This window comes from Methylocaldum marinum, from assembly GCF_003584645.1.
Taxonomy (GTDB): Bacteria; Pseudomonadota; Gammaproteobacteria; order Methylococcales; family Methylococcaceae; genus Methylocaldum; species Methylocaldum marinum.
In genome coordinates, this window is record NZ_AP017928.1 from 871799 (window position 1) to 897247 (window position 25449).

Here is a 25449-nt window from a genome sequence, read left to right on the forward strand (position 1 = left end):
CGGTATTCGGCAACCGGCAGACAAATCTTTGAGCCGATTACGGCGCATATCGGAGTCTTCTTTTCATGGGCTCGGCATTAAGCAGCGCGGCGCGCAAAGTCAGGGCTTCTTCATCGTCCTCGCCCAGGGAATCCGCAAGTTGATGGATGATAGCCGCGGATTGCGCCCAATAGCGGCGTGCTTCCTCGTGGCAATCCAAGCGCTGGTTGACATCTCCCGCGAGGGCATACACCCGCCAGGCCGCCAGCGGGAGTTCCGCGTCTTCGGCATCGACGATGGCGAGCGCGCGCGACAGATGCGCCAGCGCTTCCTCCCAGGCATGCTCCGCCATGGCGATCTCCGTGAGCAGCCGATGGCCGAGTGCGAGATAGGCCCGTTCGCCCGGCGGGCCGGCCAGTTCGAACAGCTTGTCCGCTTCGGTGCGCGCTCGCGCAGTCTCTTCTTGCGCCAGCCAGTATTCGCCGACTCCGTGGAGGAACATCATGCCAAAACGCCGATGGATCAAAACGCCCGCTTCCATAGCGGAGGTGATTTCGGCGAAGCAGCGCGCGGCCTCGTCATATTGCCCCAGCCCCAAGTGTGCCCGTCCGAGCAGGATCGGTCGGAAAATGACGGCATGGGGATCACCGAGCCGCGGTTGCGCTCGTTCGCACAATGCCAGTCCGCCTTGAAAGTCCAGGGCCTCCAGGTGCAGCCACGCCGCCAGCAACTGGAGCAAGGTCTGGACGAAAGGACTGGCGTTTTGCTCGGCGGCGCGCAAACCTTCCGCCAGGAGCTTTCTCAGTTCGCCCCACTCGCCTAGATGCAGCAAGGCCAAGCCTTGGAAACATCACCGGCTGCGCAATGAAAACCATCGCCCAGCTCGCGGCCGAGCTGCGAGTACTCTCGCGCCGCAGCCAATGCAGTGCGGTAATCGGACCGATACAATTCCAAGGCCGTGTACAGCATGAGATATAGAGCCAGCGTCGGCCAATTTCCCGCCCGCCGGGCCACATCGATAGCGCGCACGAGGGCTGTCTGCTCCCGATCCCCCGGCCAGACGCCCATTTCGAGGTGAAAATAGACCCGTTGAGCTTCCGCGTATGCCTTAAGACCCTCATCGGCAACCGCCTTGCTTCGTTCTACGGCCTGTTCCATGGTTACGAGAAAGCGCGCAGAATCGTATAACATCAGCGTGAGGCACAAGAAAATCAGACCCCCGACTTCCTGCTCCAATCGGCCTTCGGCGCGGGCCAGGGCAGCTAGGCTATCAAGATCCTCCACCACGCTCGGCCAATCGTTCAGAGCGCGGTGAACGAGGGCGCGTTGCTGCAACAGCGCCAAACGCGCGTCGACCCGCTCTTCCGCCGGCAGCCGGTCCACCCACGCGAGGGCTCGGCCGAGATAGTCGAGAGCTTCGCGATTGGCGAAGCGTGCCGCCGACTGATCGGCGGCCTGGTGCAGATAGCGCAGGGCTCTGGCGAAATCACGCCCCTCTTCGAAGTGGCGGCCCAACTCGGCGGCGATCTCTCCTGACTCATTGAGGTAAGCCCCCGGCTTTGCCGGGGGCTTACCTCAATGAGTTACCGATAGCTTCGGCCGTTTGGCCTCGAAGCTCGTGATGTTCGCATTAGCTCATCAGATGGCATCGGCAGAAGTGATCGTCCAAGAGGTGAGGATTCCGCGGGACAGCCTGAAGCTCCCCGGAGTGATCCTTTACGACGACAGTATTACCGCGCAGAGGCCGGCCGTTGTGATGTTGCACGGGTGCAGCGGCATGTGGCGGAACGGCATTCCCCACGAAGCCGACTCCGTTACCCAGCAGCCCAGGGTTGAGCAATACCTGGACAAATGGGGACGGCGGCTCGCCGAGGCCGGTTATATCGCCGTCGCGGTAGACAGCTATACCGCGCGGAAACCACCGGACCAGACGGAGAGAACCTGGCAGAACCAGTGCGGCTGGGAATACGATCAAGGCGTCAGCGAGAATACGGTGCGGCCGGGCGATGCGGAAGCGGCTCGCGCCTGGCTGGCGGCACGCAGCGACATCAAGCCCGGCAAGATCGGCCTAATGGGATGGTCGCAGGGGGCTACCGCCGCAATGGTTGCCATGGGCGCCACGCCCATCGACAGCAAAACGCTGAGAACGGAGGCGAGCACCAAGCCGTTCAAGGGGGCGGTCGCATTCTATTCCGGCTGCGGCTTCAAATACGGCAAAAACACTTGGGCTTTCAACGGCACGTCCTATTCGTATTGGCGCCCTTACGCTCCGGTGCGGATCAATCACGGCAGCCATGACAAGCTCTACGATGCCGCTTACGTCAAGGAAACCGATACCTTTGATCTAAACCCGCTTCCCGATATCCGCTACCACTGCGGAATGCGGGTGGATCGGGCCAAGACCGTCTACGGTGCCGGCAAAGCCAACGGCAACGAGGTGACGCTGGCGGTCATGCCGGATGCCCACCACGGTTTCGATTATCCGCATCAGACCGGCTTTCCTGCTGAACCCTGTCCGGAGCCGGGTCATCCCGCGGATGCTCGGGCGGAATGTGTCTATGACCTCGAATCGCTCAGCTTCCTCGATGCGCTGCTGAAGTGAACACGGCTTGTCCGTAAAAGAAACTCTGATCTAGAGCTCCAGGTGTCGCGGGGTGGTCCGCCCGATGCCTGCAAAGGCAGGCGGGCCGATGTAGGGCTTGCCTCCATCGGCCATTGTGATACCTGAGACTTGTAAGGCGAGAGGAGGGCAAGCCTCCGTACGGACTGGATCTAGAAACGGCGGCCGCCGCCGAAACCGCTGCGGCCGCCGCCGGAACGTTCCTCACGCGGACGGGCTTCGTTGACGGTCAGGCTGCGTCCCTCGACATCTTTGCCGTGCAGGGCGGTAATGGCGGCCTGAGCCTCCTGATCGTTGCTCATTTCGACAAAGCCGAAGCCCTTGGAACGGCCGGTCTCGCGGTCGGTGATGACGTTCGCCGAGCTTACCGCGCCATGCGCGGCGAAAATTTGTTCCAGGTCGTTGCTGCTGATGGAATAGCTCAGATTGCCGACATACAGTTTCTTACTCATAAACGACTCCTAAAATAGGGAAAAGAAATATCAAAACATTGGCTGCCGATCCGATCGATCAGCCGTTTACGGCGCCTCTGCCGCCGCTTCGCCCATCGGGACGCGCTGCGTCGAGGCGAAGTCAGTTGCCGCGCAAGGCGTGCCCATCGTGGGCGGCGATCGCGGCACGGGCCTACCGGCCCTACATTCCGTCGAACCCGATTCGGCGGCAGCCGCCGCTGAAAATGTCCCGCATCGAGTCCATGACCCATCCCCGCCGATCTCGCTCCCAAGACACCGGCGAACTCCCGTTCGTCGGCGCGCCGGCTCGCGGGCATGGCTTCTCGGTCTCTGATCTGTTTTACCGGCGAGGACGAGCGATGTATCAGAGCGCACGGCGGGGCGGGGCTCCTGCAGGGTCGCGGCGTCTCGTCGCCCGTGCGTCCGAACGCCGCGCGGGCTTGGCTGGCGTACGCGGCGGCGAGGGTTCCGTTTTTACGCGCGCAAGAATTTCTTCGGGGACCGGCTGGGCCGGCAGCGATCGACCGAGTAGACGTTCGATGCCCTTCAGTTGCGGTGCTTCGTCCCGGCAGACCAGGGAGACCGCGGCGCCGTCGGCGCCCGCGCGGCCGGTACGGCCGATCCGGTGCACGTAATCTTCGGGAACCTGCGGGAGTTCGTAATTAACCACGTGGGGTAGCTGTTGAATGTCCAGTCCCCGGGCGGCGATATCGGTGGCCACCAGAACCTGCACCCGATCCGCCTTGAAGTCGGCCAGTGCCTGAGTCCGCGCGGACTGGCTCTTGTTGCCGTGGATCACGGCGACCCGAAACCCGTCCCTGCCGAGCTGCTCCGCCAGCTTGTTGGCGCCGTGCTTGGTTCGGGTGAATACCAGGGTCTGGCTCCAGCATCCGCTACTGAGAAGATGAGAAAGCAGGACCTGCTTGCCCGCTTTCGGCACGTGATAGACCGATTGTGTGACCAATTCGGCCGGGGCGTTGCGCGGCGCCACTTCGATGCTCAGAGGGCGGTGCAGCAGCCCGGCGGCGAGTTTCCGGATATCCTCGGAGAATGTCGCGGAAAACAGCAGGTTCTGGCGGACTTTCGGCAGCAGCCCGAGGATACGTCTGATGTCATGAATGAAGCCCATGTCGAGCATGCGGTCGGCCTCGTCCAAAACGAGAAATTCGATGGTTGAGAGATTCGCATGGCCTTGGCTGACTAGATCCAGCAGGCGCCCCGGCGTCGCAATCAGAAGATCGATCCCCCGGCGGAGAGCGGCCACCTGCGGCTGAAGCCCGACGCCGCCGAAGACCACTGCCGCTCGAACGCCGGCGTAGCGGCCGTAGATGCGCACGCTTTCGCTGACCTGCGCGGCGAGTTCGCGGGTAGGCACCAGCACCAGCGCACGCGGTCCCCGGTGATCCGGAGCCCGCGTGGTTGCACGCTTTTCGGTTAGCCGGTGCAGCAAGGGCAGGGTGAATGCAGCGGTCTTGCCGGTACCAGTCTGGGCCGCGGCGAGCAGATCGCGGCCTTCTAGCACGGCGGGAATTGCCTGTGCCTGAATCGGCGTGGGAGCGGCGTAGCCTTGTTCGGCCACGGCGCGCAGCAGGGCTTTGGAAAGGCCCAGGGAAGAAAAAACCATTATCTTTGTTTCCTGGCTCTGGCCTACCGGGCTAAACGCACGGTACCGGGTGAGCGTGAGCGATTGGGTTGTGGTGACCACAGGGCCGTCCGAGACGGACGTTCCACGTGCGGTTTGCTGGAGGAGGCGGGATTAATTAACAGGTGCCTCGGGGGCATGGACTGAGAGGGAAATTCCGTATCCTCGTGACGAAGTCCGGTCTTCGTCCGCGACAAACTGACGTCAGCATAACCGCTTTTTTGGAAAAGGCCTAATCGAATTTTTTTCGCGAAGCGCTGGACATCTTTCCGGTTAAGGCGCACTGTGTGGGAAACGAGTACCGTCCGGACCGGCGGCCGCGAATTTTCGGAGGGTCTTCGGAAATGCCCCGCGGGCGGGAAGGCGGCGAACCGAACGTTAGAGGTCGAGATGCTATCCACGAGTTCAACACAGTCAGATCCTTCGCTCACAGCCAGTCATTTCCGGCAAACCTGCGGGTTTTGCGGCTGCGTGTTCCGTGTGGAAGTCACGTGGCGAATATCCTTTTCCTATTCCTCCAAGGCTCTTCAGGACACACAGGCCTATTCCTGCCCGGAATGCCGACGCGATTCTCAGATCAAGACTTCCACCGCACCAAGAGTGATTTTGATTTCGAAACGTACCGATGGCCGCAAGGGACCGTGTCCGATCGATCAGAGAACATAGCGGACAACCGAACGCATGTCTTGCCGACCCTGAAGCCGGTTCGAGAGCCAAAGCCCGATGAAATTTTACGACTTGAGCCGGAGCATGTGCGAATGGGAGCGTCTGGACGAATGGCGCGGAAAGATCCGCACCGCTCTGGCCGGAAACCAGGCGGGCAAGATTTCGCCGTTTCACCTGCTGTCTTTGCCCGGCATGACCGCGAGCGAGCAGCGGGCTTGCGCCGAGCTCTGGATGAAGCCGCGCATAGAGGCTTCGGCGATGGAGCGGCTGGACATGGCGTTTACGTTCGGCGTCTCGGCCAGGCCTAAAATTCGTTTGGGCTATCTGTCCTGCGATTTTCACGCGCATGCTACATCGTTATTGCTGGTGGAGCTGCTCGAATCCCACGACCGCGAGCGTTTCGAGATCTTCGCGTATTCTTACGGCCCGGACGATGGGAAGGGCATGCGCGAGCGCCTCAAGAAGAGTTTCGACCGTTTTATCGATATCCAGGGCTTGTCCACGTCCGAGGCCGCCCAGGCAATTCATGGGGACGAGGTCGACATTCTCATCGACCTGAAGGGTTATACCCAGGCTACCCGCACCGCCATTCTCGCCTTCCGGCCGGCACCGATCCAGGTCAATTATCTGGGCTATCCCGGCACCCTGGGCGGCGATCTCTGCGATTACATCATCACCGATCGGTTTCTGACGCCGCCGGACAGCGCGGACGACTACAGCGAAGCGTTCGCTTATTTGCCCGACAGCTATCAACCTCACGGCCGCGAAGGCCCTATCGGTGCAAGGCCGACCCGGGCAGAGGCCGGGCTGGGAGAAGAGGGATTCGTGTTCTGCTGCTTCAACCAGGCTTACAAGATCACTCCGGATGTTTTCGACGTTTGGTGCCGGCTGCTGGCCGACGTGCCCGGAAGCGTGCTTTGGCTGCTCAAAAATGCACTGGCGGAAGGCAATCTCAGGAACGAAGCGTGTCGGCGCGGTATCGCGCCGGACCGGCTGGTTTTTGCTGACGACAAACCGCAAATCGAACACCTGGGCCGGCTGGGGCTCGCGGATCTGGTGCTGGATACGCTGCCCTACAACGCGCACACCACCGCCAGCGATGCCCTTTGGGCAGGCGTACCTCTTGTTACCTGTGCGGGTGATACCTTCCCGTCGCGGGTCGCGGGGAGTCTGCTGCACGCGATCGGCCTGCCGGAGCTGATTACCGATGATCTCGAAGCCTATTATGAGCTTGCATTTGATCTGGCCACCCGGCCTGCGCGGCTATCCGAGATCAAGCGCAAACTCGCAGGGAACCGGCTCAGTACGCCCCTGTTCGACATCCGGACTTATACGCGCGATCTGGAAGCCTTGTTCGAAACGATCTGGCAGCGGTACCGCGATGGAGAACCGCCGGCGGCCATAGGAAGGATACGCGAACCGGAAGGCGAGCCGCTGGATCTTCAGGAAGAGATTGAGCTGTCGGAGTGCGAAGAGTCGTAAATTCCGGCGCATGTGCTGCCGCCGAATGTCTGAACCCGCATCGGGGAAATCCGCGGGAAGAAGGGAGCCCCGCTCTAATGGAGAACCCAACCCTGATCCCTGCACGCGTTGCGATGCGCGTGACGGCGGGACGGCCTCGGCTGCGGCCGGTGTCGCACCGGAGGCGGCGGTTTCTTGATTTGCCCTCTCATCTCCCGGCTTGATCCGATCCGGCTACAACGAAGCCGCGCATGCCACAACGGATTCTCGGCCGTATTTGGGTTGCCTTATCGTTAACCGGTCGGCACAATGTGAAGCTCTACGGTTCCGGGGGCAGCCCGATTCGCCCGTCGTCCATCGTTTTTTCCCTGCCAGCGCACAAAGCCGCTAAGCCCCGCTTTCGTCCTCAACTGTTATGCCACAGAAAATGCACCCTAAAGCACTCGATTCAGGTTATCGGGTTCAATGGTTCTCGATAGAGCGCGTTTTGGGTCACGGTGACTTCGGAGTTACCTACCTCGCCCACGATTCGATTCTCGACCGCCATGTCGCCATCAAGGAATACCTCCCGGTAAAGCTTGCGCTTCGAGAGGGTGCCGCCCTGGTCCGGCCCGCCATGGAGGATTGCAGTGAGCAGTATCTCGCGGGATTGGAACTTTTCATCGACGAAGCGCGCATGCTGGCGAAGGTGGAGCATCCCAATATCGTGCGGGTGCTCAACGTATTCGTCTCGAACAATACCGCTTACATAGTGATGAGCTACGAGGAGGGCGAAAGCCTGGAAGCCGTGCTCGAACGCCGTAGAACCCTGGAGCATGGCGAACTCTTCAGATTCCTGATTCCTGTCCTGAACGGACTGGAGAAAGTCCATGACGCCGGTTTCGTCCATTGCGACGTCACGCCGGCAAATATCCTGCTGCGCAAGGGCGGGAGTCCCGTGCTGCTGGACTTCGGAGCCGCGCGCCAGTCCCTGGGGGAAAAGACCCAGACTCTCCCGAGCATGCTCTCGCCCGGTTACGCGGCCATAGAACAGTACTACGGAAAAAGCGATCAGTTGGGGCCCTGGACAGATATTTACGGCCTCGGGGCGACGCTTTACCGTAGCATTGCCGGCATTGCCCCGCCCGATGCGCTGGAACGCAGCCAGAGCGTCATCCTGGCCTCCAAGGATACTTTCGTCCCCGCCAGGCAGGTTGGCGGACCCCGCTACAGCGAAGGCCTGCTCCGCGCGATCGACCACGCACTCAGCCTGAACCCGCCGAAGCGTCCGCAATGCATCGCAGCATGGCGTCGGGAATTTTCCCTGGCGCCCGAACTACCCGTCGAGGATGAGCCGATGCGGCCGGATCCGGAGCCACAGCAGCCACAACCTCAACCACAACCTCAACCACAACCTCAACCACAGCCGCAGCCACAGCCGCAGCCACAGCCGCAGCCACAGCCGCAGCCACAGCCGCAGCCGCAGCCGCAGCCGCAGCCGCAGCCGGAAAGCGTGCCGGCGGCTGAACCGATCGCCGCCCCGCCGCGGCGGCGGACTACAGGTAGCCGCCGTTCGCAAGTTTTGGCGATTTCCTCGCTTGTGCTGATCGCCGTGGCGGGACTGGTCTGGTTGAACCGAGGCCTCATCGGCGAGCGCGTGCAGCTGGAGACATCATCAGGTGCCGAACCAAGCCCGAGCCGGGACGATGCCGGCACCGGCGATCAATCGACGGCAGCTGCGGCTCATGAGATCGCGCCCGCCGAATCCGCCGGCGCGGCGGATACACAGGCCCCGGAAGATTCGCAGGGTAGCCGGGAGGCCCAGGCGGACACGATATTCGAACTCTTGGGCCAGGCCGGCGAGGACATCCGAGCGGGTCGTCTGATCAGCCCCAAGGACAATAATGCGCTGGTCAAATTCCGTTCGGTGCTCGAGCTCGATCCGGACCAGCCGCAAGCCAGGCAAGGCATTCGGGAGATCATCGACCGCTTCGCCGAGCCGGCGCGCGAAGCCATGGCGCGGGAAGACTGGGCGCAGGCGGAGACGCGTATCGACCAGGTCGTGATCGTCCTGCCGGAAGCGGAAACCCTACGCCAGGAGCTCAATACGCGCCGGGCAGAAGCCGAAGGGAGGAACTCCGGGGCCGAAGCCGCGCAAGCGTCGAGTGCGGAGAATACTCAGGATACCCCGCCCGATGACAAGAAAGCGGCGGCCGAGGAGAAGGCATCCGTCAGTAAAGAGGCGCAACGCACGATCAACCTGGCGTGGCGCGCCCTCAAGCGAAAAGAATGGAATCAGGCCAAGGCGTACATCGATCAAGCCGAGGAAGCGCTGGGCGACGTCAAGGACGTGCGCATCCTCCGGCGCCGGCTGATCTCGCGCCAGGCCAAGGCCGAGCAGTCGGAACAGGCCGAGGCGACCGAAGCCCGCGCCGAGAATGCGGAAACGTCTGAACGACCGCATCAGCCGGCGGATCAGGCGGCTGTCAAGATCCAGAGTGCCGCGGCCATTCCCGCTCAGGTTGGTCCGGGTGATACGGTGGAGTTCGTGACCACCTACAACGTGACGCTTCCCCCCGGAGTCCGGGATACGATGGTGGAAATCACCTGGGTGCTGAAAGCCGGCGGCAAACGCATCGGCCGGGAGGGCTCCGATCTTAAGCTGGCCACGGCGGGCATCAACTCGGCTGCGACCGATCTGGCCGTCCCCGGCTACATGAAACCCGGTAAATATACCGTCGAGCACAACGTGCGCGCCGGCGATAGTAACGATTCAACGAGGTCTTACTTCACAGTCGTGCGCAAGCCTCGATAAGCGCCGGATGAAAACGCACCAAGCGAAGTCCGGGAAACAGGGGCGGACTGAAAAATGAATCCACGTCAAAAGAACGAACGTCCGCTAACGGCCTTTAATGCCCGAACCAGCCAGCGGTAGCGGCGAACGGCGCGCCAGGTTTCCGGTTCCACATGGTTTTCCGGTCCGAAAGCGACAATCGGGGCGCCATCTTGGTCGCGTCGAGGACGGCCCTGGTCGTCGCGGGCAATGCGGTATTCGTAGACGGTCGGCGGACCGGCGGCGATGAGCCCGCCTCCGGTTTCCAGCAGTTGGCCGGCAAGCCGGCCGGACCATACCGCAGCAACCAGCTCGCTGTTGATGGCCAGGCTGAGCGGGTCGAGGTTGTAAGTCCCCAGAAGACCGAGCCGGTCGTCGATGACGCCGAACTTGCCGTGCAAATTGTGGCGGTCTCCGGCAACGAACAGGCGCAGTGTCGAAACCCGCGCCATGAGTTCCGGCCATTGTTCGAGGAAAAAAGCCTGGCTGAGCGGGTTATCGCTGGACACGGGACTGTTGGTGAGAATCGTGATTTCGACCCCGCGCCGGGCCGCGTCTTCCAATAGCCTGACGGCTTGTTCCGTCAGGACCAGGTATGGATTGGCGATGAAAATCGATTTCTTCGCGCCGCGCACCAGCCATGCGAGGCCGGAGGTGATCGGATCGTCGGTCCGGATCAGGCGGGTGCGGCTGTCGAGAAGTTGAACCTGGGCCTGCACCGATTCAGGCGCCTCTCTGGCCAAAGCGCCGCGCAGCTTGGGATGGGCGTGGAGCTCGTCGATCCAGGGCAATTGGCGTTCCCTGGTCCCGACCGATACGGCTTCCGGTAGGGATTCGCCGCGCAGCCAGCAATCCATGGCCTGGTAAGCGAGCAGCAAGTCGTTTTCGGAATCGAGCAGATCCACCATCTCGCGGCTGACCGCGCGAGCTTCCCCGCCGTCGTACTGAGCCTCGAACACGGCTTCGAGCACCGCGCCGGCGCCTCGTCCGGTCAATACCGTATCGGCATCGCGAAAGGCCTTGGGGTCGACGCCCGGATCGGCAAAGTATTCGACGGCGATATTGCGCCCGCCGATCAGACCGTGAACGCCGTCCGCGAGGAGCATCTTGTCGTGATCGCTGGCGGCGATGGCAGCGGGGTTCAGGGTAAGGAAAGCGTCCTGGAAACGGTAGCGCAGGGGACGGTAAAGCTTTGCCGTGACGTTGGCGGTTTGTACCAGGGTATCGAGGTAATCGTTGCCTTGCACGTCGCGCGACATGGTCGTGCCTATGGCGTCGAGCAGCACCCGCACCGTCAAACCCTGCTTGGCCTTGTGAACCAGGTGGCCGAGGAAAGCGATGCCGAAGACATCCTGCTCGAGAATAAAATAACTGATGTCGAGACGCTTTCGAGCATTGGCCAGGAGACGCCAGCGCTCGACCCAGGCCATGGTGTTGTCGTCCAGCAGAGTCACGTTCGATACGGCGGCGCCTTCCGCGGGGAGAGATTCGAATATGTCGTACAGCGATCCGTCACGGATGCCGGGCGGCTTGTCGGCAGCGGACGTGGCGGCGGGTTCAGGGAACTGAACCTCGAGGAGCAGATGCCCCATGAACCAGAGCGCCGTGACACCGGCCAGCGCAATCATGAGGAAACGGCCGAACCGGAAAGCTCGACGTCCGGAGCGTTTCATGGCCATCCTTGCATGTTCTGATACGGATTTTATCGTTCCAAGGGGGGACAAGCCTTCGTAGGTCCGAAATCCTTTGCCGACGGACCTCTCGGCTCGACATCGGCAAAGCATGGCCGATCTACGACCGTGCCGCGGTAGGTCGTGAATCGCTGTGCGACATTACGCCGCTCGGCCCGCGGGAGAGAAAACGAGGCAGTCTTTCGCCACCTCAATGAGTGTCCCTTGATCCTTGACCGATGGCTGCGAGGATGCTCACGAAACCGGTGTTCGCTTTTAGCCATTCCAGTACCCGCTCCTTGTCGGGGAATTGTTCCGGAAGGTCGCAGTCCATGAGTCGGGTCAACTGACGCCGGCGCAGGGCTTCGTGCCAGCGGATGAAGGCGGACTTCGCTTCGGGCGTCAGCCAACTGTAGGTGACGAATAACCCGCGGTGGTCCGATTCGTCGGACCCTATGACCCGGACCGCTAGCGGTACGAGATCCGGGGTTGCGAAAGATCCGTCCAGAGGCCATTCCGGCGAAAGCGCGGGAAAGGTGGCCCAGCCGGAAAGATCGTCTGTGCCTTCGCGCGCAGCGGCGACTACCCGTGCATCGGTGAGGTCGCCGCTGGTCAGCACGTCGTGAGTGCGGTCGGCGGCCAGGTGAGGGCGTTTGTAGGTCAGGGCGGTCGGAACCGTGTTCATATCGCCCATCAGAATGGAAGTCCGTCCCGGTGCGACGAATCGTTGCAGCAGATCGGCGGCCTGCGTTTCCCGGCGTGTCGGGTTGAAGGCCTCGAGATGAGTGACCAGGAATTCCACCGGTTCGCCGAAGAAGCGAATGCTTACCTGAAGCAACCCGCGCGGCTCGCTCAAGACCCGGTCGAGGATACCTGTCGGAAAGGCCGAGGCATAGCGGGTCGTCGGCGTGTCTTCGAGCCGTTGAGCGTTCGCGGTCAGAGGCGAGTGCCGAACCAGCACGGCGTTACCGAAACGCACCTCCAGCCCCGGCACATCCCGGCGCCAAGTCTCGCCGCGGGCCACGGTGTAGGCGTGTCCGGTGCGGTGTTCGAGTTCGGCCGCCAGGAAAGCGGCCTGGTCGATCCCGCCGCTGCGCCGCGAGCCGAAGTCCACCTCGTTGAGTGCGACGATGTCGACCGCGGTTTCCGGTGAGGCCTCGGCGATTCGGTCGGCGATGTTCCTAAGATTGCGTTCGACCTCCGTGCGGACGGCAAAAGCTCGCCAGCGAGGGCCCAGTCCGGAATGCAGGTTGTACGTGACGACCCTGAGCGCGGGAAGAGCGGTACGCGTTTCCAGTTGTGGAAACGGAGCGGCATACTCCCAGTCGTTCGGCTGAGCGGCACAGAAAGAAGGATCTTCCGGACGCCCGAACGTGCTCGCCAATTGATATCCATCCCAGAAATCGGTCACGGTCGTTAGGGTCAAAGCGCCGGATAGGGCGGTTAGCAGGATCGTTCGAAAAAAACGGAACACGTTCGGTCAGTGAATCAGGGGGCGAAACGCGGTATCGGATCTCGGCTCGTGGCGTTCGGGATTGCCGGTTTGAGCGGGTACGGGGTCGATCATTCGGATCTAGTCCTTGATGTCGATGGCCGCCGTCCAGTGGGCGATGTTTTCATGGCTCATTCGGCCCGTGGGTTGCAGGCGCGCATCTTCGTAGCCCCAGCGCATGACGTCGGTCAGATACTGTTCGCGGGAGAGCAGCGTACCCTGGCAGAGACGCTCCGAGGGAGGTGCGCCGCGAATTTCGTCGGCCAGCAGGGCGAGCAACCGGTGCATGACCCAGTCCGGAATTCGGCCTCGTTCGGCGGGATAAATGAATCCGAACAGAATCAGGTGGCTGAGCAGTACACGCCAATAGGCCCCGAAGCGGTCCATCAGCCTTGTCCAGTTCAACCGATCGGCACACACGCGGAGAATGTGCGCAATGTCGGCGCCATCATAACGCTCGCGTTCCAATACGAAGGATTTCGACCAGATGATTTCTTCGATGGGACAAAGTAATACGGGCACGCCGAGTATGTCGCGCCGGCATGCGTTTTCGAACCACGCGTCATCGACCATACAAATCCCGTTTCCCGAACTGAAAATGATGTCGATGAAGTATTCCCCGTAATAAGCCTTGGCGAGCCAATGCGGATATGTGACGTCGGCCTGATAACCAGCGTTTACCAGGATGCCGATGATGCGGTCGCGGTCCCCGGGTTTGACGAAGATGTCCAGATCCTTGGTGTGGCGCGATATCCCGGTGTAGCACTCCAAAGCATAGGCGCCGCCGACCAGAAACGGAACCTTGGCGTCGTTGAGCAGCGTCAGCCCGTGGCGGTAGAACGCCCGCCCTGTAGGGTCGATGACCGGTTGGCTGCTGTTGGGCGGTGGCAGGAGGGTATTCATAAATGTTGATCTAACCCGGCAGGGAGTATGGCTTGGAATTGAACGAGTGATTTTCGGTCGCCGCGGATGCTTCGGCCGGAAGCTCGATCAGCCGGACCGGGGGAGCCTCCGGGAAGGCGCGCCGCAACACCGGCAGGGCGACGTTATAAACCGGGATGTTGCCGCCGGTTTTTCCCATGGGCTGCCCGCGATGGGCGTGCCCATGAAACACCGCGGTCGCCGAATAACGATTCAAGGGCTCTTCGAGTCGGCTCGATCCCAGGAACGGATAGATTTCGACGGGTTCGCCCTCGACCGTGGCCTTGATCGGCGCATAGTGGAGCAGGGCGATTCGCTGCCGGGTCCGTAGTTTGGCGAGAGCCGACTCCAGCTTCAGCGATTCTTCCACGGTCTCGTGTACGAACTGCTTCAATGTACTTTCGCCCCAGGGTTGCAGTGCGTGCTCGCCGAAGCCGCCGGCGAAACCCTTGACGCCGGCAAAGCCGATACCGTGCACCTCGTGGGCTTCGCCATCGAGCATGATGATTCCGGCGTCGGCAAAAATATGCCGCACATCGTCCACCCGGCCCGCTTCGTATTCATGGTTGCCGAGCACGCCGACCATGGGGATTCTGATGCCGGCGGTCAACTCCTTGGCGAAAAGCCGGGCCTCCTCCGGCCGCCCGTCGTCCACGATATCGCCGCAGAGCAGCAAAATATCCGCATTTTCGGAGACGTAGGCGCAAATGTTCTGGAGCTGGCCTTGGGAAGACAGGGTGTAGTGAATATCGCCCACTGCCGCTATGCGGACCGTTTGTCTGTCTGGGGGCATGGCTGTTTCAGGAATCGCCGTCGGCGCAACGCTGGTGTCGTTAAATCAGAGACCATGCCGCAATGCAAAAGTGCCCGCGAGAGTAGTGCCGGCGGGCCGCGCTTTCAATGCCGGCGCGGTTCTCGGTGGATTCCTCGCCGATCCGCTGCCGAACCTTCGTTGAGCCGTAGTGACTGTGCGTAAAGAAAGTACAGTCCTCTTCGAATCGCCCTCACCCGATCCCTCTCCCGGATGGAGAGGGGGCTCCTGTGGCTTTACTTTCTTGACTATTAATATCCGGCAAGGCTCGGTCCTGCCGAGCTATTGCAGCGGCGAATCGAGCCCTGCCGCGGCTTTTTCCTGATTACGGGCGGAAGCCAAGGGTAGCTCGACGACGAATTCGCTTCCCTTGCCGGAGCCGGCGCTGAACGCTTCGATGCGCCCTCCGTGCAGTTCTACCAGCCGCCGAACCAGGGTGAGCCCGATGCCCAGGCCGCCCTGGCTCCGGTCTAGAGAGCGCTCCCCCTGAATGAATAGCTCGAAGACATGGGGCAACAGCTCGGGAGCGATTCCGAGACCGGTATCCTTGATCCGGATCAATGCGCGATCTCCCTTGACCTCGGTGCGGATGGAGATCGCGCCGCCTTCTTCGGTATATTTCGCGGCGTTGTTCAAGAGGTTGGCCACGACCTGAATGAGTCGGGTCGCGTCTCCGACGATCAGGAGCGGCGCCGGCGCAAGATCGACTGCGAGCCGATGCCTCCGGGATTCGACCAAAGGCCGTGTCGCTTCGATCGCCCGCTCCACGACGGTATTGAGAGGAATCGGTTCTTTTCTCAGAGTCACCTTACCCTGGGTGATGCGGGAGACGTCCAGCAAGTCGTCGACCAGCCGCGAGAGATGAATGACCTGCCGGTCGATGATCTCTCGAGCGCTCTGCAGCCGGGGTTCGTCGGCAGCGAGTTTTCGTATCAGCTGCGCGGCGTTGCGGATCGGCGCCAGAGGGTTGCGGAGTTCGTGGGCGAGCATGGCGAGGAACTCGTTTTTCCGGCGATCGGCCTCCTGCAGAGCCGCCATCGCGCGGGTACGATCCCAAGCCATGGCGGTGAACAGGCCTAGCGTCCGCAGGAACTCGATCTCCCCCGGATCGAAGTGCTCGCGCCGGGTGCTGGCAAACGCCAGCGTGCCGAGCGTGCGTCCGTCGCCTGCCATGAGCGGGTGGCAGGCGTAAGCGCGTATGCCGAGATCGCGAAACAGGACACTGTTGGGGTCGTTCTCGATCCGTGCGGTATCGACGATCAGCGGAGTGCCGGTAGCGGCTACCGTGCCGCAAAACGATTCGCCGAATTCGAGCTGTTGCAAGGCCGGCAGCCGCGTTTCCGGAATGCCGTGGGAGGCAATAAGCCGCAGCCTTCGGTTGCTCTCGTCGATGCGGTAGGTGATGCCGAGGTCGGCATCGATCAAGGCATGTACCTTCTCGAAGACCATGTGGCTCAGCTCGACATCGGTGGTTCGGCTGTCCAAGGCCGCGCGGCTGATGGCGAGCAATTCCGCCTGCCGTTCATTGTGGCGTCGAAGAGCCAGCTCGGCGCGCTTGAGTTCGGTGATGTCCTGGGTGGTTCCGAACGCGCCCACGACCTTCCCTCGGTCGAATTCCAGCTCGGCTTTCTCGTGGACCCAGCGAACTTCCTTTCCGACGATAATCCGATGTTCGATGTCATAAGCGGCGCCGCCGAGCGCAGCCTTCCACTTCCGGTCCACATACCGCCGATCGTCCGGATGGACGCAGCCGAGAAAGGTCTGGTAAGTCAGGGGGGTGCCCTCGGGTATGCCGAAAATCCGATGGTTTTCCTCCGACCAGGACAACTCGTTCCGCGGCACGGTCAGCCGCCAGCTCCCGATCTTGCCGACCGCCTGGGCGCGATTCAAGTCCTGCCGGCTCCGCTGCAGCGCCGTTTCCGCCTCCTTGCGCACCGAAATGTCGTTGGCGATGCCGAGATAACCGGTGATGGCGCCTTTCTCGTCGCGCATGATCGAGATCGATATCTGGGACGGAAAACGGCTTCCGTCCTTGCGGACAAGAGTCCATTCAAATTCCGTCGAACCCGCGCCTTCGATCAGGGAGGGAAGGACTTCGAAAGCCGACGACTTTGTCCATTTGATAGCAGGGGCGAGCGATCTGGCATGGCTTTGAAGTTCGCGCTGATCATGAAAAATGAGCGGCGTTTCCTTGCCGACGAGCTCTCCGGCGGAATATCCGAGCGCCTTTTCGGCGGTTTTGTTGATGGTCTGGATGATGCCTTGCTTATTGACCGAGACGATACAGTAATTGGCGCCGTCGAGAATGGCCTGCTGCAGGCGAAGAGTGTCGCGCAAGGTTCGCGTGCGCTCGTCGACTTCCTTCTCGAGATGATCCCGCGCGGTCCGCAGCGCCGCCAGAGCTTGTCGCCACTGATTCGCCAGAGCGCCGAGCACCAACACCGAAATCGAGAACAGGACAATCAGGGCCTGTACCAGGAGGGCGCGATCGGAAACCGGGAACTGCGCGCCGGCAAACGCGCCTTGCCCGAGCGCGGTATAGCGCGCGGCGATGATTCCGAGCAGGAGAATAGCGAAGGAAACGCCGGGGATGCCGAAGCGTACGCCGATCCACAGCAGCGGCGGCATCATGACGTAAGTGAAGGGAATGCGGTCGGTGAAAACGGCGAATGCGAGTCCGGCCACCGATGCCAGGGCGGCCAAGGCTTCGATTTTTCCGAGCGCAGGCAGCGTTCGCCAGCTCGTCCGAATGGTAGGGAATGCCAGGCAGAACGGAGCGGTTACCAGGATGCCGGCTATGTCACCCGTCCACCACGTCAGCCAGGCGGCGGCGAACGGTTCGTCATAGGCTCGGACTACGGATGCCGTTCCCACGATGGCGGCGGTCGCCGAACTTAGCAAGGCGCCTAGCATGGTCAGCGCCAATACGTCGCGTACTGTTTCCAGGCGCACCGGCGTTCCTATTGTGCGTCCCAGCAGACCCGCACCGATAATAGCCTCCAACATATTGGCGAGCGAAAAAGCGGCGCTTACCGAATAAGGCTGACCGAATGCAAAAAGATTGACACAGAAATCCACCGCGAGCGCCGATATCGCGAACATCGGCCAGAGACTTCGCGGCCGGATGGCCAGGGTCGAGAGGTAAAACCCGGCCGGCAGCCAGAATGCGACAAAGTGGTATGGTCTCGGGGAAATCCAGTGGCTGAGCAAAGCCAGCGTGAGGTACCAGGCACCGAAACCGAACAAGTTCCGGAACGAAGGCCGGGGCGGCGCCGTTTTATCAACCGACAAAAGACTTTGGGTTGTCATATTTACAAGTAGTATCCATACGGTTCTATCTATTCGCCACTGCTTCCTTCGCTATTCGACTCTTTCGGCGCGCCGCATTCATCCTACGGTGAGTCTACGGTGCGTGCAATTCGGTATCTTGACGGGGTGAGGTAAAGCCGATGTCCATAGGCTGCTCGCCCTGAGCCTGTCGAAGGCTTTCCATGGACTGGCGAGATCAGCGCTCGGAGATACTCGGAAACTCGCGCGCCCTTCGGATCTTCCGAGAGTCCGATTGGCGCCGCTATACTGGCAGAACGCTCCGGAGCCACGACCGATGCGCCGGAACCAGCGTCGCCCCGATCTGGAAATCTGAGACCAGGGATGTCTAGATTGGTTCTCTGCAGACAAAGCGGTCGTACGCGGCCATGCGGGGAGATCCGAAGCTTTCCGCCGGGCCGGCGCACGGCCCTTCGGTTTTTCCCGGGGTAGTGCATTTTCATAGCCATCGTATGGGAGCTCGCGAGTGGGTCCGAGTCGATCCATCCCGGTCGTGGGCGCCAACGAAACGACTTCCGCCAAGCCTGTTTTGGCGTGTGAGTCGGATGAAAATGTTATAGGCTAGCGTAAAAACTTGAATGAATTTTGGACAGGAGGGTTAGATGTCGAAGGTAACGGTAAGAACGCTGACTGAATCGACTTTCGAAGTGACGGTGGAAGCGCGGGCCACGACGACGCACACGGTCACCGTGGATCCGGACTATGCCGCCCGACTGACGGACGGCAGGGTGCCGACCGAGCGACTGGTCAGCCGTTCGTTCGATTTCCTGCTGGAGCGGGAGCCGAATACCAGCATCCTGCGCCGCTTCGATCTCCCCGTCATCGGCCATTACTTCCCGGAATACGAGCGGACGATCAAGAACATGCTTGCCTGATCCGATTTACTCCAAATCGCTTTCAAAAAGGCATTGATTTTTCGTGGGGTGGGTTAGGCCGCGAGGCCGTAATTCGCCGAACGACCTCGAAGCGGCGGGTTACGCGGAGGCTGTCCTGAGCTTCGTCGGAGGGCCTGTCCCGAGCCGCATCCGCGAATGATGCGGTTCGCTTCGCTCACCACATCCTACGGCCGGTAACTTGTAGGGTGCGGTGAAGCATGAACCGCACCGGCCGCGTCCTGTCGCCATCACCTTTCCAGGCCCGGCGGCTCGGGAGACGGCGCTAAAGCCGCATCCTGCTCGTCCTTGAGATCGACCCCGGAAATCCGGCGGCGAATGGCTTCCTCGGCCAGATAGATCACTTTCGCGGCGGCGGTTTCGTAGCTCAATCCTTCGGGCGGTCGGATATTGGAGATGCAGTTGCGCCGGGCGTCGGTATTGCCCGGTCGTGGCGCGTAAGTGAGATAGACGCCCAGACTGTCGGCGGCGCTGAGCCCGGGCCGTTCGCCGACGACGATGACAGCCACACGCGCGCCCAGGGCGTGGCCGATTTCGTCCGACAGGGCCACCCGGCCGTTCTCCACCAAAGCGATCGGCCCGATTCGGAGACGGCGCGAGCGGCAGCAAGCGACTACCGCCTCCAGCAGGGATAGGCCGTGGCGTTCGACCGCAGTGGAGGAAAGTCCGTTGGTGACGATCAGGGCCACATCCGCATCACCGCCTTCCAGGTCATCCAGCCGCCGGCGGGATTCGGCGTCGAGCGTGCGTCCGCGATCGGGGCGGCGCAGGTATTCGCCGCGACTTCGGATGGGCGTTCGCAGGATCAGGGATTCCAATCCCATCGCGCGCAGATCTTCGGCGAAGCGTTCGACGTTCCAGGGGAAGTGCACGGCGTCGCGCGCCCGGGCATGGGCGAGCTGGAAATCGAGCAGGGCCTCGGTCGGGACGGCGTGACCCGCGCGCCCCAGAGCGATGCGGGCCTGGGTGAAACGTCGGAGGGCGAACCAGGGATCGGTCATGCGCCGTCCTCCGCCAGCGCGTTCACAGCACCGAGCAGGCGAGGGGGCGAGGAGCCGGGGCTCAGCGCGTTGCGGCCGTCGAAAATGCCCATGCGGTTCAGCCAATCCTCGAATTCCGGAGCGGGCCTGAGCCCCAGGACCTTGCGCAGATAGAGTGCATCGTGAAACGAGGTGCTTTGATAGGCCAGCATCACGTCGTCCGCGCCGGGCACGCCCATGATGTACGTGCAACCGGCCACCGCCAGCAGCGTCAGCAGATTGTCCATGTCGTTCTGGTCGGCTTCGGCGTGATTGGTGTAACACACGTCGCAGCCCATGGGCAGGCCCAGCAGTTTTCCGCAGAAATGGTCTTCCAGCCCGGCGCGGATGATTTGTTTTCCGTCGTACAGATATTCCGGCCCGATGAAGCCGACTACGGTATTCACCAAGAGCGGCGAGAACGCGCGGGCGACGGCGTAGGCCCGTGCCTCGCAGGTCTGCGCGTCGATGCCGTGGTGCGCGTCGGCCGACAGAGCGCTGCCTTGCCCCGTCTCGAAATACATCAGATCGTCGCCGACCGTGCCACGCTTCAGCGTGAGTGCCATCTCGCGGGCTTCGCGCAGCATGGAAAGGTCGATGCCGAAGCTCCGGTTCGCCGCTTCGGTCCCGGCGATGGACTGGAACACAAGATCCACCGGCGAACCGCGCCGCATCAGTTTCATCGTCGTCGTGACATGGGCCAGCACGCACGACTGCGCGGGGATTTCGTGCTCGATGATGATGTCGTCCAGCAGGCGGAGCAGGGTATCGACGTTCCTGGGGCTGTCGGTCGCGGGATTGATGCCGATCACCGCATCCCCGTTGCCGTAAAGCAAACCGTCCAGAACGCCGGCGGCGATGCCGCGCGGGTCGTCGGTCGGATGGTTCGGCTGCAGCCGTGTGGAAAGCCGTCCCGAGAGGCCGATGGTATTGCGAAACCGGGTCGTCACCCTGAAGCGTTTGGCGGCGGCGATCAAATCCTGGTTGCGCATGATCTTCGATACCGCGGCGGCCATTTCCGGCATCAGGCCGGCGCGAATCCCGCCGAAGGCCTGGTCTGGGGTGGCGTCGGACAGCAGCCATTCGCGAAACTCGCCGACCGTCAAAGAGGCGATGGGCGCGAACTCGGCGCTGTCGTGGGTTTCGAAAATCAGCCGGCTCACCTCGTCGTCCTCGGGCGGAATCAGCGGCTCTTCCAGGAAGCGGCGCAAAGGAACCTCGGCCAACACCCGCTGAGCAACGGCGCGCTCCTCCTCGGATTCCGCCGCGATCCCGGCCAACTCGTCCGCCGAACGTAGTGGCGACGCCTTCGCCAGCAGCGTTTTCAGATCGGCGAAAGCGTAGCCGCGCCCTTGTATGCTTGCCGTGTATCTCATGTGGTTCCCGACTTTTTCTGCGTTCTCGCCGCAACCGTCGGGCGTAGGGTGGGCAAAGGCCGTGCCCGTTGCGACCTGCCGCAGGCGGGCACGGGATGCCTCGCCTTTACAACGCCACCGTGACGGTCTTGACCTCGGTATAGTTCTCCAGGGCGTAGCTACCGAGTTCGCGTCCGATGCCGGACATCTTATACCCGCCGAAAGGCGCGGCCGTATCGAAGATGTCGTAGCAATTGATCCACACCGTTCCCGCCTTCAGCTCCGCGGCCAGGCGATGCGCCTTGTTGATGTCCTTGGTCCATACCGCGGCCGCCAGGCCATACATGGTCCGGTTGCCGTGTCCGATGACTTCATCCACGTCCTTGAACGGGATCATCGACAGCACCGGTCCGAAGATTTCCTCGCGCGCGATTCTCATGTCTTCGCCGACGTCGGCGAAAATCGTGGGTTCAATGAAAAAGCCCCGGTTGCCGATCGGGTTGCCGCCGGTCAAAAGCTTGGCGCCTTGATCCTTGCCGGAGCGGATATAGCCCATGACCTGATCGAACTGCTCCTGGCTGACCTGTGGTCCCTGGGTGGTTCTCGGATCGAACGGGTCGCCCACGACCTGCTTGCGGGTCCGTTCGACCAGCCTTTCGGCGAAGTCCCCGTAAATGTTGTTTTCCACAAAAACGCGAGAGCCGGCGCAGCAGCACTGCCCCTGGTTGAAGAACAGTCCCTGGAACGCGCCTTCGAGCGCCGCGTCCAGATCGGAATCGGCGAAGATGATGTTCGGGCTTTTTCCGCCCAGTTCCAGGGTGACGCGCTTCAGGTTCGAGCGTCCGGCGGCCTGCATGATGAGCTTGCCGACTTCGGTCGATCCGGTGAAAGCCACCTTGTCGATGTCCATGTGTTCGGCAACCGCGGCTCCGGCGGTCTCGCCGAATCCCGGCACGATATTGATGACGCCTTCCGGAATGCCGGCCTCGAGAGCCAGTTCGCCCACCCTGAGCGCGGTCAGCGGCGTTTGCTCGGCGGGCTTGAGCACGATGGTGCAGCCGGCCGCGAGCGCCGGGCCCCATTTCCAGGCCTGCATCAGGAGCGGAAAATTCCAGGGAATGATTTGGCCCACCACGCCGACCGGTTCATGGCGGGTGTAGGTGAAGAACGGGCCGTTGATCGGAATGGTCTTGCCCTCGATCTTGTCCGCCCAGCCAGCGTAATAGCGGTAACACTCGATCGTGAGCGGCAGGTCGGCCGATCGGCTCTCGCTGATCGGTTTGCCGTTGTTGAGCGTTTCCAGCGCCGCCAATTCGTCGAAGTGTTTCTCGATCAAATCCGCCAGGCGGTACAGGCAGCGCCCCCGTTCGCGCGCGTTCATTTTCCGCCACGGGCCTTCCTCGAAAGCCTTGCGGGCGGCGCGAACGGCCCTATCCACGTCCTCGCGGTCGCCTTCCGCGACACGGGCGATCACCTCGCCGGTCGCCGGGTTGAGCGTTTCGAAGGTCTTTCCGCTCGCCGAATCGACCCACTTGCCGTCGATCAGCATCTTGGTTTGAGAGATTTTGATTTCGGACGGGTTGATCTGTTTGGGTTCCGCACTCATCTGTATTCCCTCGTCGGTTGAATTGAAACGAATTCGGTTCGAACCGGTTGTTCGGATGCCTCGCCGCATCGCCCACTTTGACAGCCGGCGCCACTTCGAAATTCGAGGCATCGGTTCGCGTACGGCGCCCTTAGATTACACCTCTCGTCGGAAAAATCCTTCACGAGCAGTTCCTGATGAGCGGGAAACGGGAACGGCGAGGGTGTCGGCACGGAGGTCCGCTCCTGCCTGGATACCGAGTTTCCGACGTTCCCACTGATGGCTTGCAAGATTCGCCCGCGCCTTGCAACGATGACGTCGCAGTCATGTAGGCTGGGATGAAGCGATAGCGTAAGCCCAGTTGATACCTTGAGGCGCTGAGTTTCCGCCAAGCTCCAACCCAGCCTACGGGTTGTGGCAACGCTTAATAACAAATACAAAACTCAGTGAGACAGACCGATTCAATAATACGCTCTATGAAGCACTATTTTCGTCTAAGCTTGAGTGTTATAACAGGTGGTCGATTCGTTTTCCGGCGGACCATAAAGCTGCGCTGTAACTGAAATATGTCCATCGTTATTTCTTTTCCAGGAATCGAATTTCACCCAAGCATCCCGGCTCCGCGCAAGACCTCGTGAATGGCCGAAAATCTTTTCGATATCTTTCAGTGCTAACTGCCTGGTATTGCTGGAATGGAGTTCCAGAGCATCGACCCTGGCGGTTATGCTCCGAGCTTCGGCAGTGACTCTCAGCTTGTATTTTACGCTATTCAGATACCAAGACTCCTTGTTCTCTGCCCGCTCTGCGGTCACGGACAACTTATTTTGAAGTTCGTTCACCGTCAAATTGCCGTCGAAAAATCGGTCGCTTGGATGTCTTATTAGCGTAACCAGTTCAGTATTGTCCACATTTCCCGATTCAGCTGGTCCTCCAGCTAAAGCAACCCGGAGAAATACAAACGAGAACAGGATAAGTATAAATCCGAGCTTCCTAGAGATTTGCATTATGCAATCCTATAGATGATGACGAATCGAACATTTCAGGCTCATTAAAGAAATACCAGGACAGTAGGATGCGGTGAGGAACGAACCGAATCGTTCGCGATTTGTGCGGTTCCTGTCGTCACCGCACCCTACGGCTCTGTGGAATGAGCATACGCGTCCCTGTAAACATAACGCTGCGCTTACCGGCAAACTTGAAGTGCAGCAAAGAATTTGTCCGAGTGTAGAACCTTGTTAGGACTTTTTTAGGCTAAGCCAGCCTCTATGAAAGATTGATGATCTTCTTTTGACCGGATATTTATTGCCACAAATTATATATTTAGGATTAGGCAATATTTTTAGCATCCATTGCTCATCATTTCCAAAAAAAGAAAATTGAATCGTATCTGAATCGGCAACCGAAACCCTTCTAAGCATTCCTTCTGCATATATCGCAGAAAGCTCCAAAGAATCTAGTATCCGTAATTCATTCGCTGCGAGACATGGAGCGAGTGAGCGAGCGAGTCGAGTAGTCCCCGGAAGCCCGAGCGCCGGGTGTGAGACCGAAGGTCGACGCGATAGCGGCGGTCGGAGGTCTCACACAAGGCATCGCGACCGGGCGTCGAGTGATCTGCGAGCGGTGTCCGGACCCCTTGTTGGGTCCGGACCAGACGAGCGGGGACGGCCGGGGCGCCGAAGGCAATAACTCGTCGCCAATTTTTTGCTCCTTTTGGTGACTTGGAGGTCCCAAAAGGTTTCGCAAAAAATGGCGACGCAATCGATTAAAATAGTAGAGTTGTTTCAGATGCTAAACAATTGTAAATCAACAGATTTTGTAGTTCCAAAGCCCGGCGGAAAGTGAGAAAAAATAATCCACGAAGTGACCCAGATGATTTCTAATCCGATGCATCAAGCAGTGGAAGAACTTCATGCCACCGATGGCATGCTCAACGATGACCCGCGTGGCGGCTTGTTTTCTGTTCTGTTTCTTCTGCTCAGGCGTCAATGTCGGATTAGGGTTTTTCTTGGATTTTCTAGGTTTCTTGTGGGGTAGATATATTTGGGTACTTTGATAATCTTTGTCCGCGCCCAGAAATCCTAAGTCAAGCCATAAATTGACCTTTTCGAACCACGCTGAACCCGGCGTGAAGACGTCTTTCATGAGTGTGTAGTCATGTACGCTGCCTGCCACAATGCAACACAAAAACAATATCCTTCGATTAAAGTCGGAGATTACGAGGGATTTGAGCGTATGTCTTTTTTTTTCCGCTGTAATGCTTTTCCTGTTCAGTTTCATCTTGGGGTCGAACGCAAGCGACCTCCACGCCATCGATCGCTATGTTCTTATATTGATCAATGAGTTGAGAGAATTCTGCTGGGGTTGTTAGCGTGCGCTCCGGCATGACGTTGAGGCTTGTCAACGCTCGCACTAAAACCGGCAGCAACCGGTCGATGTGGGCATGGGCATGGGCATGTCCGCCACTAAAACCGAAATGAAAGCCCAGAACGTCAAAAGTGGGATAGGTTTTCAGATAGTACAAAACGAAAAACAGCTTTTTCTCGTAAGAATCAAGATAACCTTTAGGGCCGCCCTGTTTGACGTGTTTTATCTCGCCCTTTTCGACACGCTCTCGATCGATGGCTTGAGCGGCCGACTCGAATACTTTGACGAGGGCTGTGAACTTCGCCTTGGGCATTCCAATCAACGATGCCACGATGCGGTCATCGGTTATTTGGCTAAATTTGTCGTAGATCATGGAAGGT

General features: G+C 60.5%; 19 protein-coding genes. 4 read left to right on the forward strand and 15 right to left on the reverse strand.

Annotation, left to right across the window (positions count from 1 at the left end; genetic code table 11):
- Positions 1 to 37: 37 nt before the first annotated feature.
- Entirely contained in the window at positions 38 to 811 is a 774-nt protein-coding gene (locus sS8_RS03850; RefSeq protein WP_145986402.1) for a tetratricopeptide repeat protein, read from the reverse strand.
- A complete protein-coding gene (locus sS8_RS03855) occupies positions 799 to 1494 on the reverse strand; it encodes a hypothetical protein (protein WP_119628501.1) in 696 nt (231 codons plus the stop codon). The genes sS8_RS03850 and sS8_RS03855 overlap by 13 nt, the downstream gene beginning before the upstream one ends.
- A gap of 127 nt (positions 1495 to 1621) precedes the next feature.
- On the opposite strand from sS8_RS03855, the gene sS8_RS03860 reads away from it, so the two are divergent.
- On the forward strand, positions 1622 to 2581 hold the full coding sequence (locus tag sS8_RS03860; protein ID WP_170160940.1) for a dienelactone hydrolase family protein: 960 nt from the start codon (positions 1622 to 1624) through the stop codon (positions 2579 to 2581).
- A gap of 170 nt (positions 2582 to 2751) precedes the next feature.
- Here sS8_RS03860 and sS8_RS03865 read toward each other — a convergent pair whose 3' ends face one another.
- Positions 2752 to 3051, reverse strand: a complete 300-nt coding sequence (locus sS8_RS03865) for an RNA recognition motif domain-containing protein (RefSeq protein ID WP_119628503.1) — start codon at positions 3049 to 3051, stop codon at positions 2752 to 2754.
- 364 nt (positions 3052 to 3415) lie between these two features.
- Complete coding sequence (locus sS8_RS03870; protein ID WP_119628504.1) at positions 3416 to 4675, reverse strand: DEAD/DEAH box helicase; 1260 nt, start codon at positions 4673 to 4675, stop codon at positions 3416 to 3418.
- A gap of 741 nt (positions 4676 to 5416) precedes the next feature.
- Here sS8_RS03870 and sS8_RS03875 point away from each other — a divergent pair.
- Together sS8_RS03875 and sS8_RS03880 are read left to right on the forward strand one after the other, a co-directional pair.
- The gene (locus sS8_RS03875) at positions 5417 to 6841 is read left to right on the forward strand and encodes an O-linked N-acetylglucosamine transferase, SPINDLY family protein (RefSeq protein ID WP_119628505.1); all 1425 of its coding nucleotides are present in this window, start codon (positions 5417 to 5419) and stop codon (positions 6839 to 6841) included.
- A 394-nt stretch (positions 6842 to 7235) separates the two neighbouring features.
- Positions 7236 to 9614: a serine/threonine-protein kinase gene (locus sS8_RS03880; protein ID WP_119628506.1), complete on the forward strand. Its 2379-nt coding sequence runs from the start codon at positions 7236 to 7238 to the stop codon at positions 9612 to 9614.
- A 65-nt stretch (positions 9615 to 9679) separates the two neighbouring features.
- On the opposite strand, the gene sS8_RS03885 is transcribed toward sS8_RS03880, so the two are convergent.
- The 5 genes from sS8_RS03885 to sS8_RS03905 all read right to left on the reverse strand — a co-directional run bounded on the left by sS8_RS03885 (position 9680) and on the right by sS8_RS03905 (position 17835).
- On the reverse strand, positions 9680 to 11305 hold the full coding sequence (locus tag sS8_RS03885; RefSeq protein ID WP_170160941.1) for a phospholipase D-like domain-containing protein: 1626 nt from the start codon (positions 11303 to 11305) through the stop codon (positions 9680 to 9682).
- A gap of 208 nt (positions 11306 to 11513) precedes the next feature.
- Positions 11514 to 12713, reverse strand: coding sequence for an endonuclease/exonuclease/phosphatase family protein (locus tag sS8_RS03890; protein ID WP_170160942.1), 1200 nt, complete (start codon positions 12711 to 12713; stop codon positions 11514 to 11516).
- Between the two features lie 162 nt (positions 12714 to 12875).
- Positions 12876 to 13697, reverse strand: a complete 822-nt coding sequence (locus sS8_RS03895; RefSeq protein ID WP_119628509.1) for a nucleotidyltransferase family protein — start codon at positions 13695 to 13697, stop codon at positions 12876 to 12878.
- 10 nt (positions 13698 to 13707) lie between these two features.
- The gene (locus sS8_RS03900) at positions 13708 to 14508 is read right to left on the reverse strand and encodes a metallophosphoesterase family protein (protein WP_119628510.1); all 801 of its coding nucleotides are present in this window, start codon (positions 14506 to 14508) and stop codon (positions 13708 to 13710) included.
- A 300-nt stretch (positions 14509 to 14808) separates the two neighbouring features.
- Positions 14809 to 17835, reverse strand: a complete 3027-nt coding sequence (locus sS8_RS03905) for an MASE1 domain-containing protein (protein ID WP_119628511.1) — start codon at positions 17833 to 17835, stop codon at positions 14809 to 14811.
- Between the two features lie 620 nt (positions 17836 to 18455).
- On the opposite strand from sS8_RS03905, the gene sS8_RS03910 reads away from it, so the two are divergent.
- A complete protein-coding gene (locus sS8_RS03910) occupies positions 18456 to 18728 on the forward strand; it encodes a hypothetical protein (RefSeq protein WP_119628512.1) in 273 nt (90 codons plus the stop codon).
- A gap of 248 nt (positions 18729 to 18976) precedes the next feature.
- Here the strand turns inward: sS8_RS03910 and eutC are convergent, their stop codons facing one another.
- From eutC to sS8_RS03940, 6 genes are all read right to left on the reverse strand, one after another.
- The gene (eutC, locus tag sS8_RS03915; protein ID WP_119628513.1) at positions 18977 to 19747 is read right to left on the reverse strand and encodes an ethanolamine ammonia-lyase subunit EutC; all 771 of its coding nucleotides are present in this window, start codon (positions 19745 to 19747) and stop codon (positions 18977 to 18979) included.
- Positions 19744 to 21141 (reverse strand): ethanolamine ammonia-lyase subunit EutB, encoded by a 1398-nt coding sequence (locus tag sS8_RS03920; RefSeq protein ID WP_119628514.1) that lies wholly within the window; start codon positions 21139 to 21141, stop codon positions 19744 to 19746. The genes eutC and sS8_RS03920 overlap by 4 nt, the downstream gene beginning before the upstream one ends.
- Before the next feature lie 106 nt (positions 21142 to 21247).
- Entirely contained in the window at positions 21248 to 22726 is a 1479-nt protein-coding gene (locus sS8_RS03925; protein WP_119632607.1) for an aldehyde dehydrogenase family protein, read from the reverse strand.
- A 473-nt stretch (positions 22727 to 23199) separates the two neighbouring features.
- The gene (locus sS8_RS03930; RefSeq protein WP_145986403.1) at positions 23200 to 23709 is read right to left on the reverse strand and encodes a hypothetical protein; all 510 of its coding nucleotides are present in this window, start codon (positions 23707 to 23709) and stop codon (positions 23200 to 23202) included.
- Positions 23710 to 24508: 799 nt separating this feature from the next.
- Positions 24509 to 25015, reverse strand: coding sequence for a transposase family protein (locus sS8_RS03935; protein ID WP_119628516.1), 507 nt, complete (start codon positions 25013 to 25015; stop codon positions 24509 to 24511).
- Positions 24906 to 25442 (reverse strand): helix-turn-helix domain-containing protein, encoded by a 537-nt coding sequence (locus sS8_RS03940; RefSeq protein WP_119628517.1) that lies wholly within the window; start codon positions 25440 to 25442, stop codon positions 24906 to 24908. Before sS8_RS03940 ends, sS8_RS03935 begins: the two co-directional genes overlap by 110 nt.
- Positions 25443 to 25449 lie beyond the last annotated feature (7 nt).

Bases quoted from the DNA above. Each gene is read 5' to 3' on its own strand.
- sS8_RS03875 (WP_119628505.1), top strand. From the start codon at position 5,417: ATGAAATTTTACGACTTGAGCCGGAGCATGTGCGAATGGGAGCGTCTG.
- sS8_RS03880 (WP_119628506.1), top strand. From the start codon at position 7,236: ATGCCACAGAAAATGCACCCTAAAGCACTCGATTCAGGTTATCGGGTT.
- sS8_RS03925 (WP_119632607.1), bottom strand. From the start codon at position 22,726: ATGAGTGCGGAACCCAAACAGATCAACCCGTCCGAAATCAAAATCTCT.
- sS8_RS03905 (WP_119628511.1), bottom strand. From the start codon at position 17,835: ATGACAACCCAAAGTCTTTTGTCGGTTGATAAAACGGCGCCGCCCCGG.
- sS8_RS03885 (WP_170160941.1), bottom strand. From the start codon at position 11,305: ATGAAACGCTCCGGACGTCGAGCTTTCCGGTTCGGCCGTTTCCTCATG.
- sS8_RS03870 (WP_119628504.1), bottom strand. From the start codon at position 4,675: ATGGTTTTTTCTTCCCTGGGCCTTTCCAAAGCCCTGCTGCGCGCCGTG.
- sS8_RS03900 (WP_119628510.1), bottom strand. From the start codon at position 14,508: ATGCCCCCAGACAGACAAACGGTCCGCATAGCGGCAGTGGGCGATATT.
- eutC (WP_119628513.1), bottom strand. From the start codon at position 19,747: ATGACCGATCCCTGGTTCGCCCTCCGACGTTTCACCCAGGCCCGCATC.
- sS8_RS03865 (WP_119628503.1), bottom strand. From the start codon at position 3,051: ATGAGTAAGAAACTGTATGTCGGCAATCTGAGCTATTCCATCAGCAGC.
- sS8_RS03910 (WP_119628512.1), top strand. From the start codon at position 18,456: ATGTCGAAGGTAACGGTAAGAACGCTGACTGAATCGACTTTCGAAGTG.
- sS8_RS03930 (WP_145986403.1), bottom strand. From the start codon at position 23,709: ATGCAAATCTCTAGGAAGCTCGGATTTATACTTATCCTGTTCTCGTTT.
- sS8_RS03940 (WP_119628517.1), bottom strand. From the start codon at position 25,442: ATGATCTACGACAAATTTAGCCAAATAACCGATGACCGCATCGTGGCA.
- sS8_RS03895 (WP_119628509.1), bottom strand. From the start codon at position 13,697: ATGAATACCCTCCTGCCACCGCCCAACAGCAGCCAACCGGTCATCGAC.
- sS8_RS03935 (WP_119628516.1), bottom strand. From the start codon at position 25,015: ATGGCGTGGAGGTCGCTTGCGTTCGACCCCAAGATGAAACTGAACAGG.
- sS8_RS03860 (WP_170160940.1), top strand. From the start codon at position 1,622: ATGGCATCGGCAGAAGTGATCGTCCAAGAGGTGAGGATTCCGCGGGAC.
- sS8_RS03920 (WP_119628514.1), bottom strand. From the start codon at position 21,141: ATGAGATACACGGCAAGCATACAAGGGCGCGGCTACGCTTTCGCCGAT.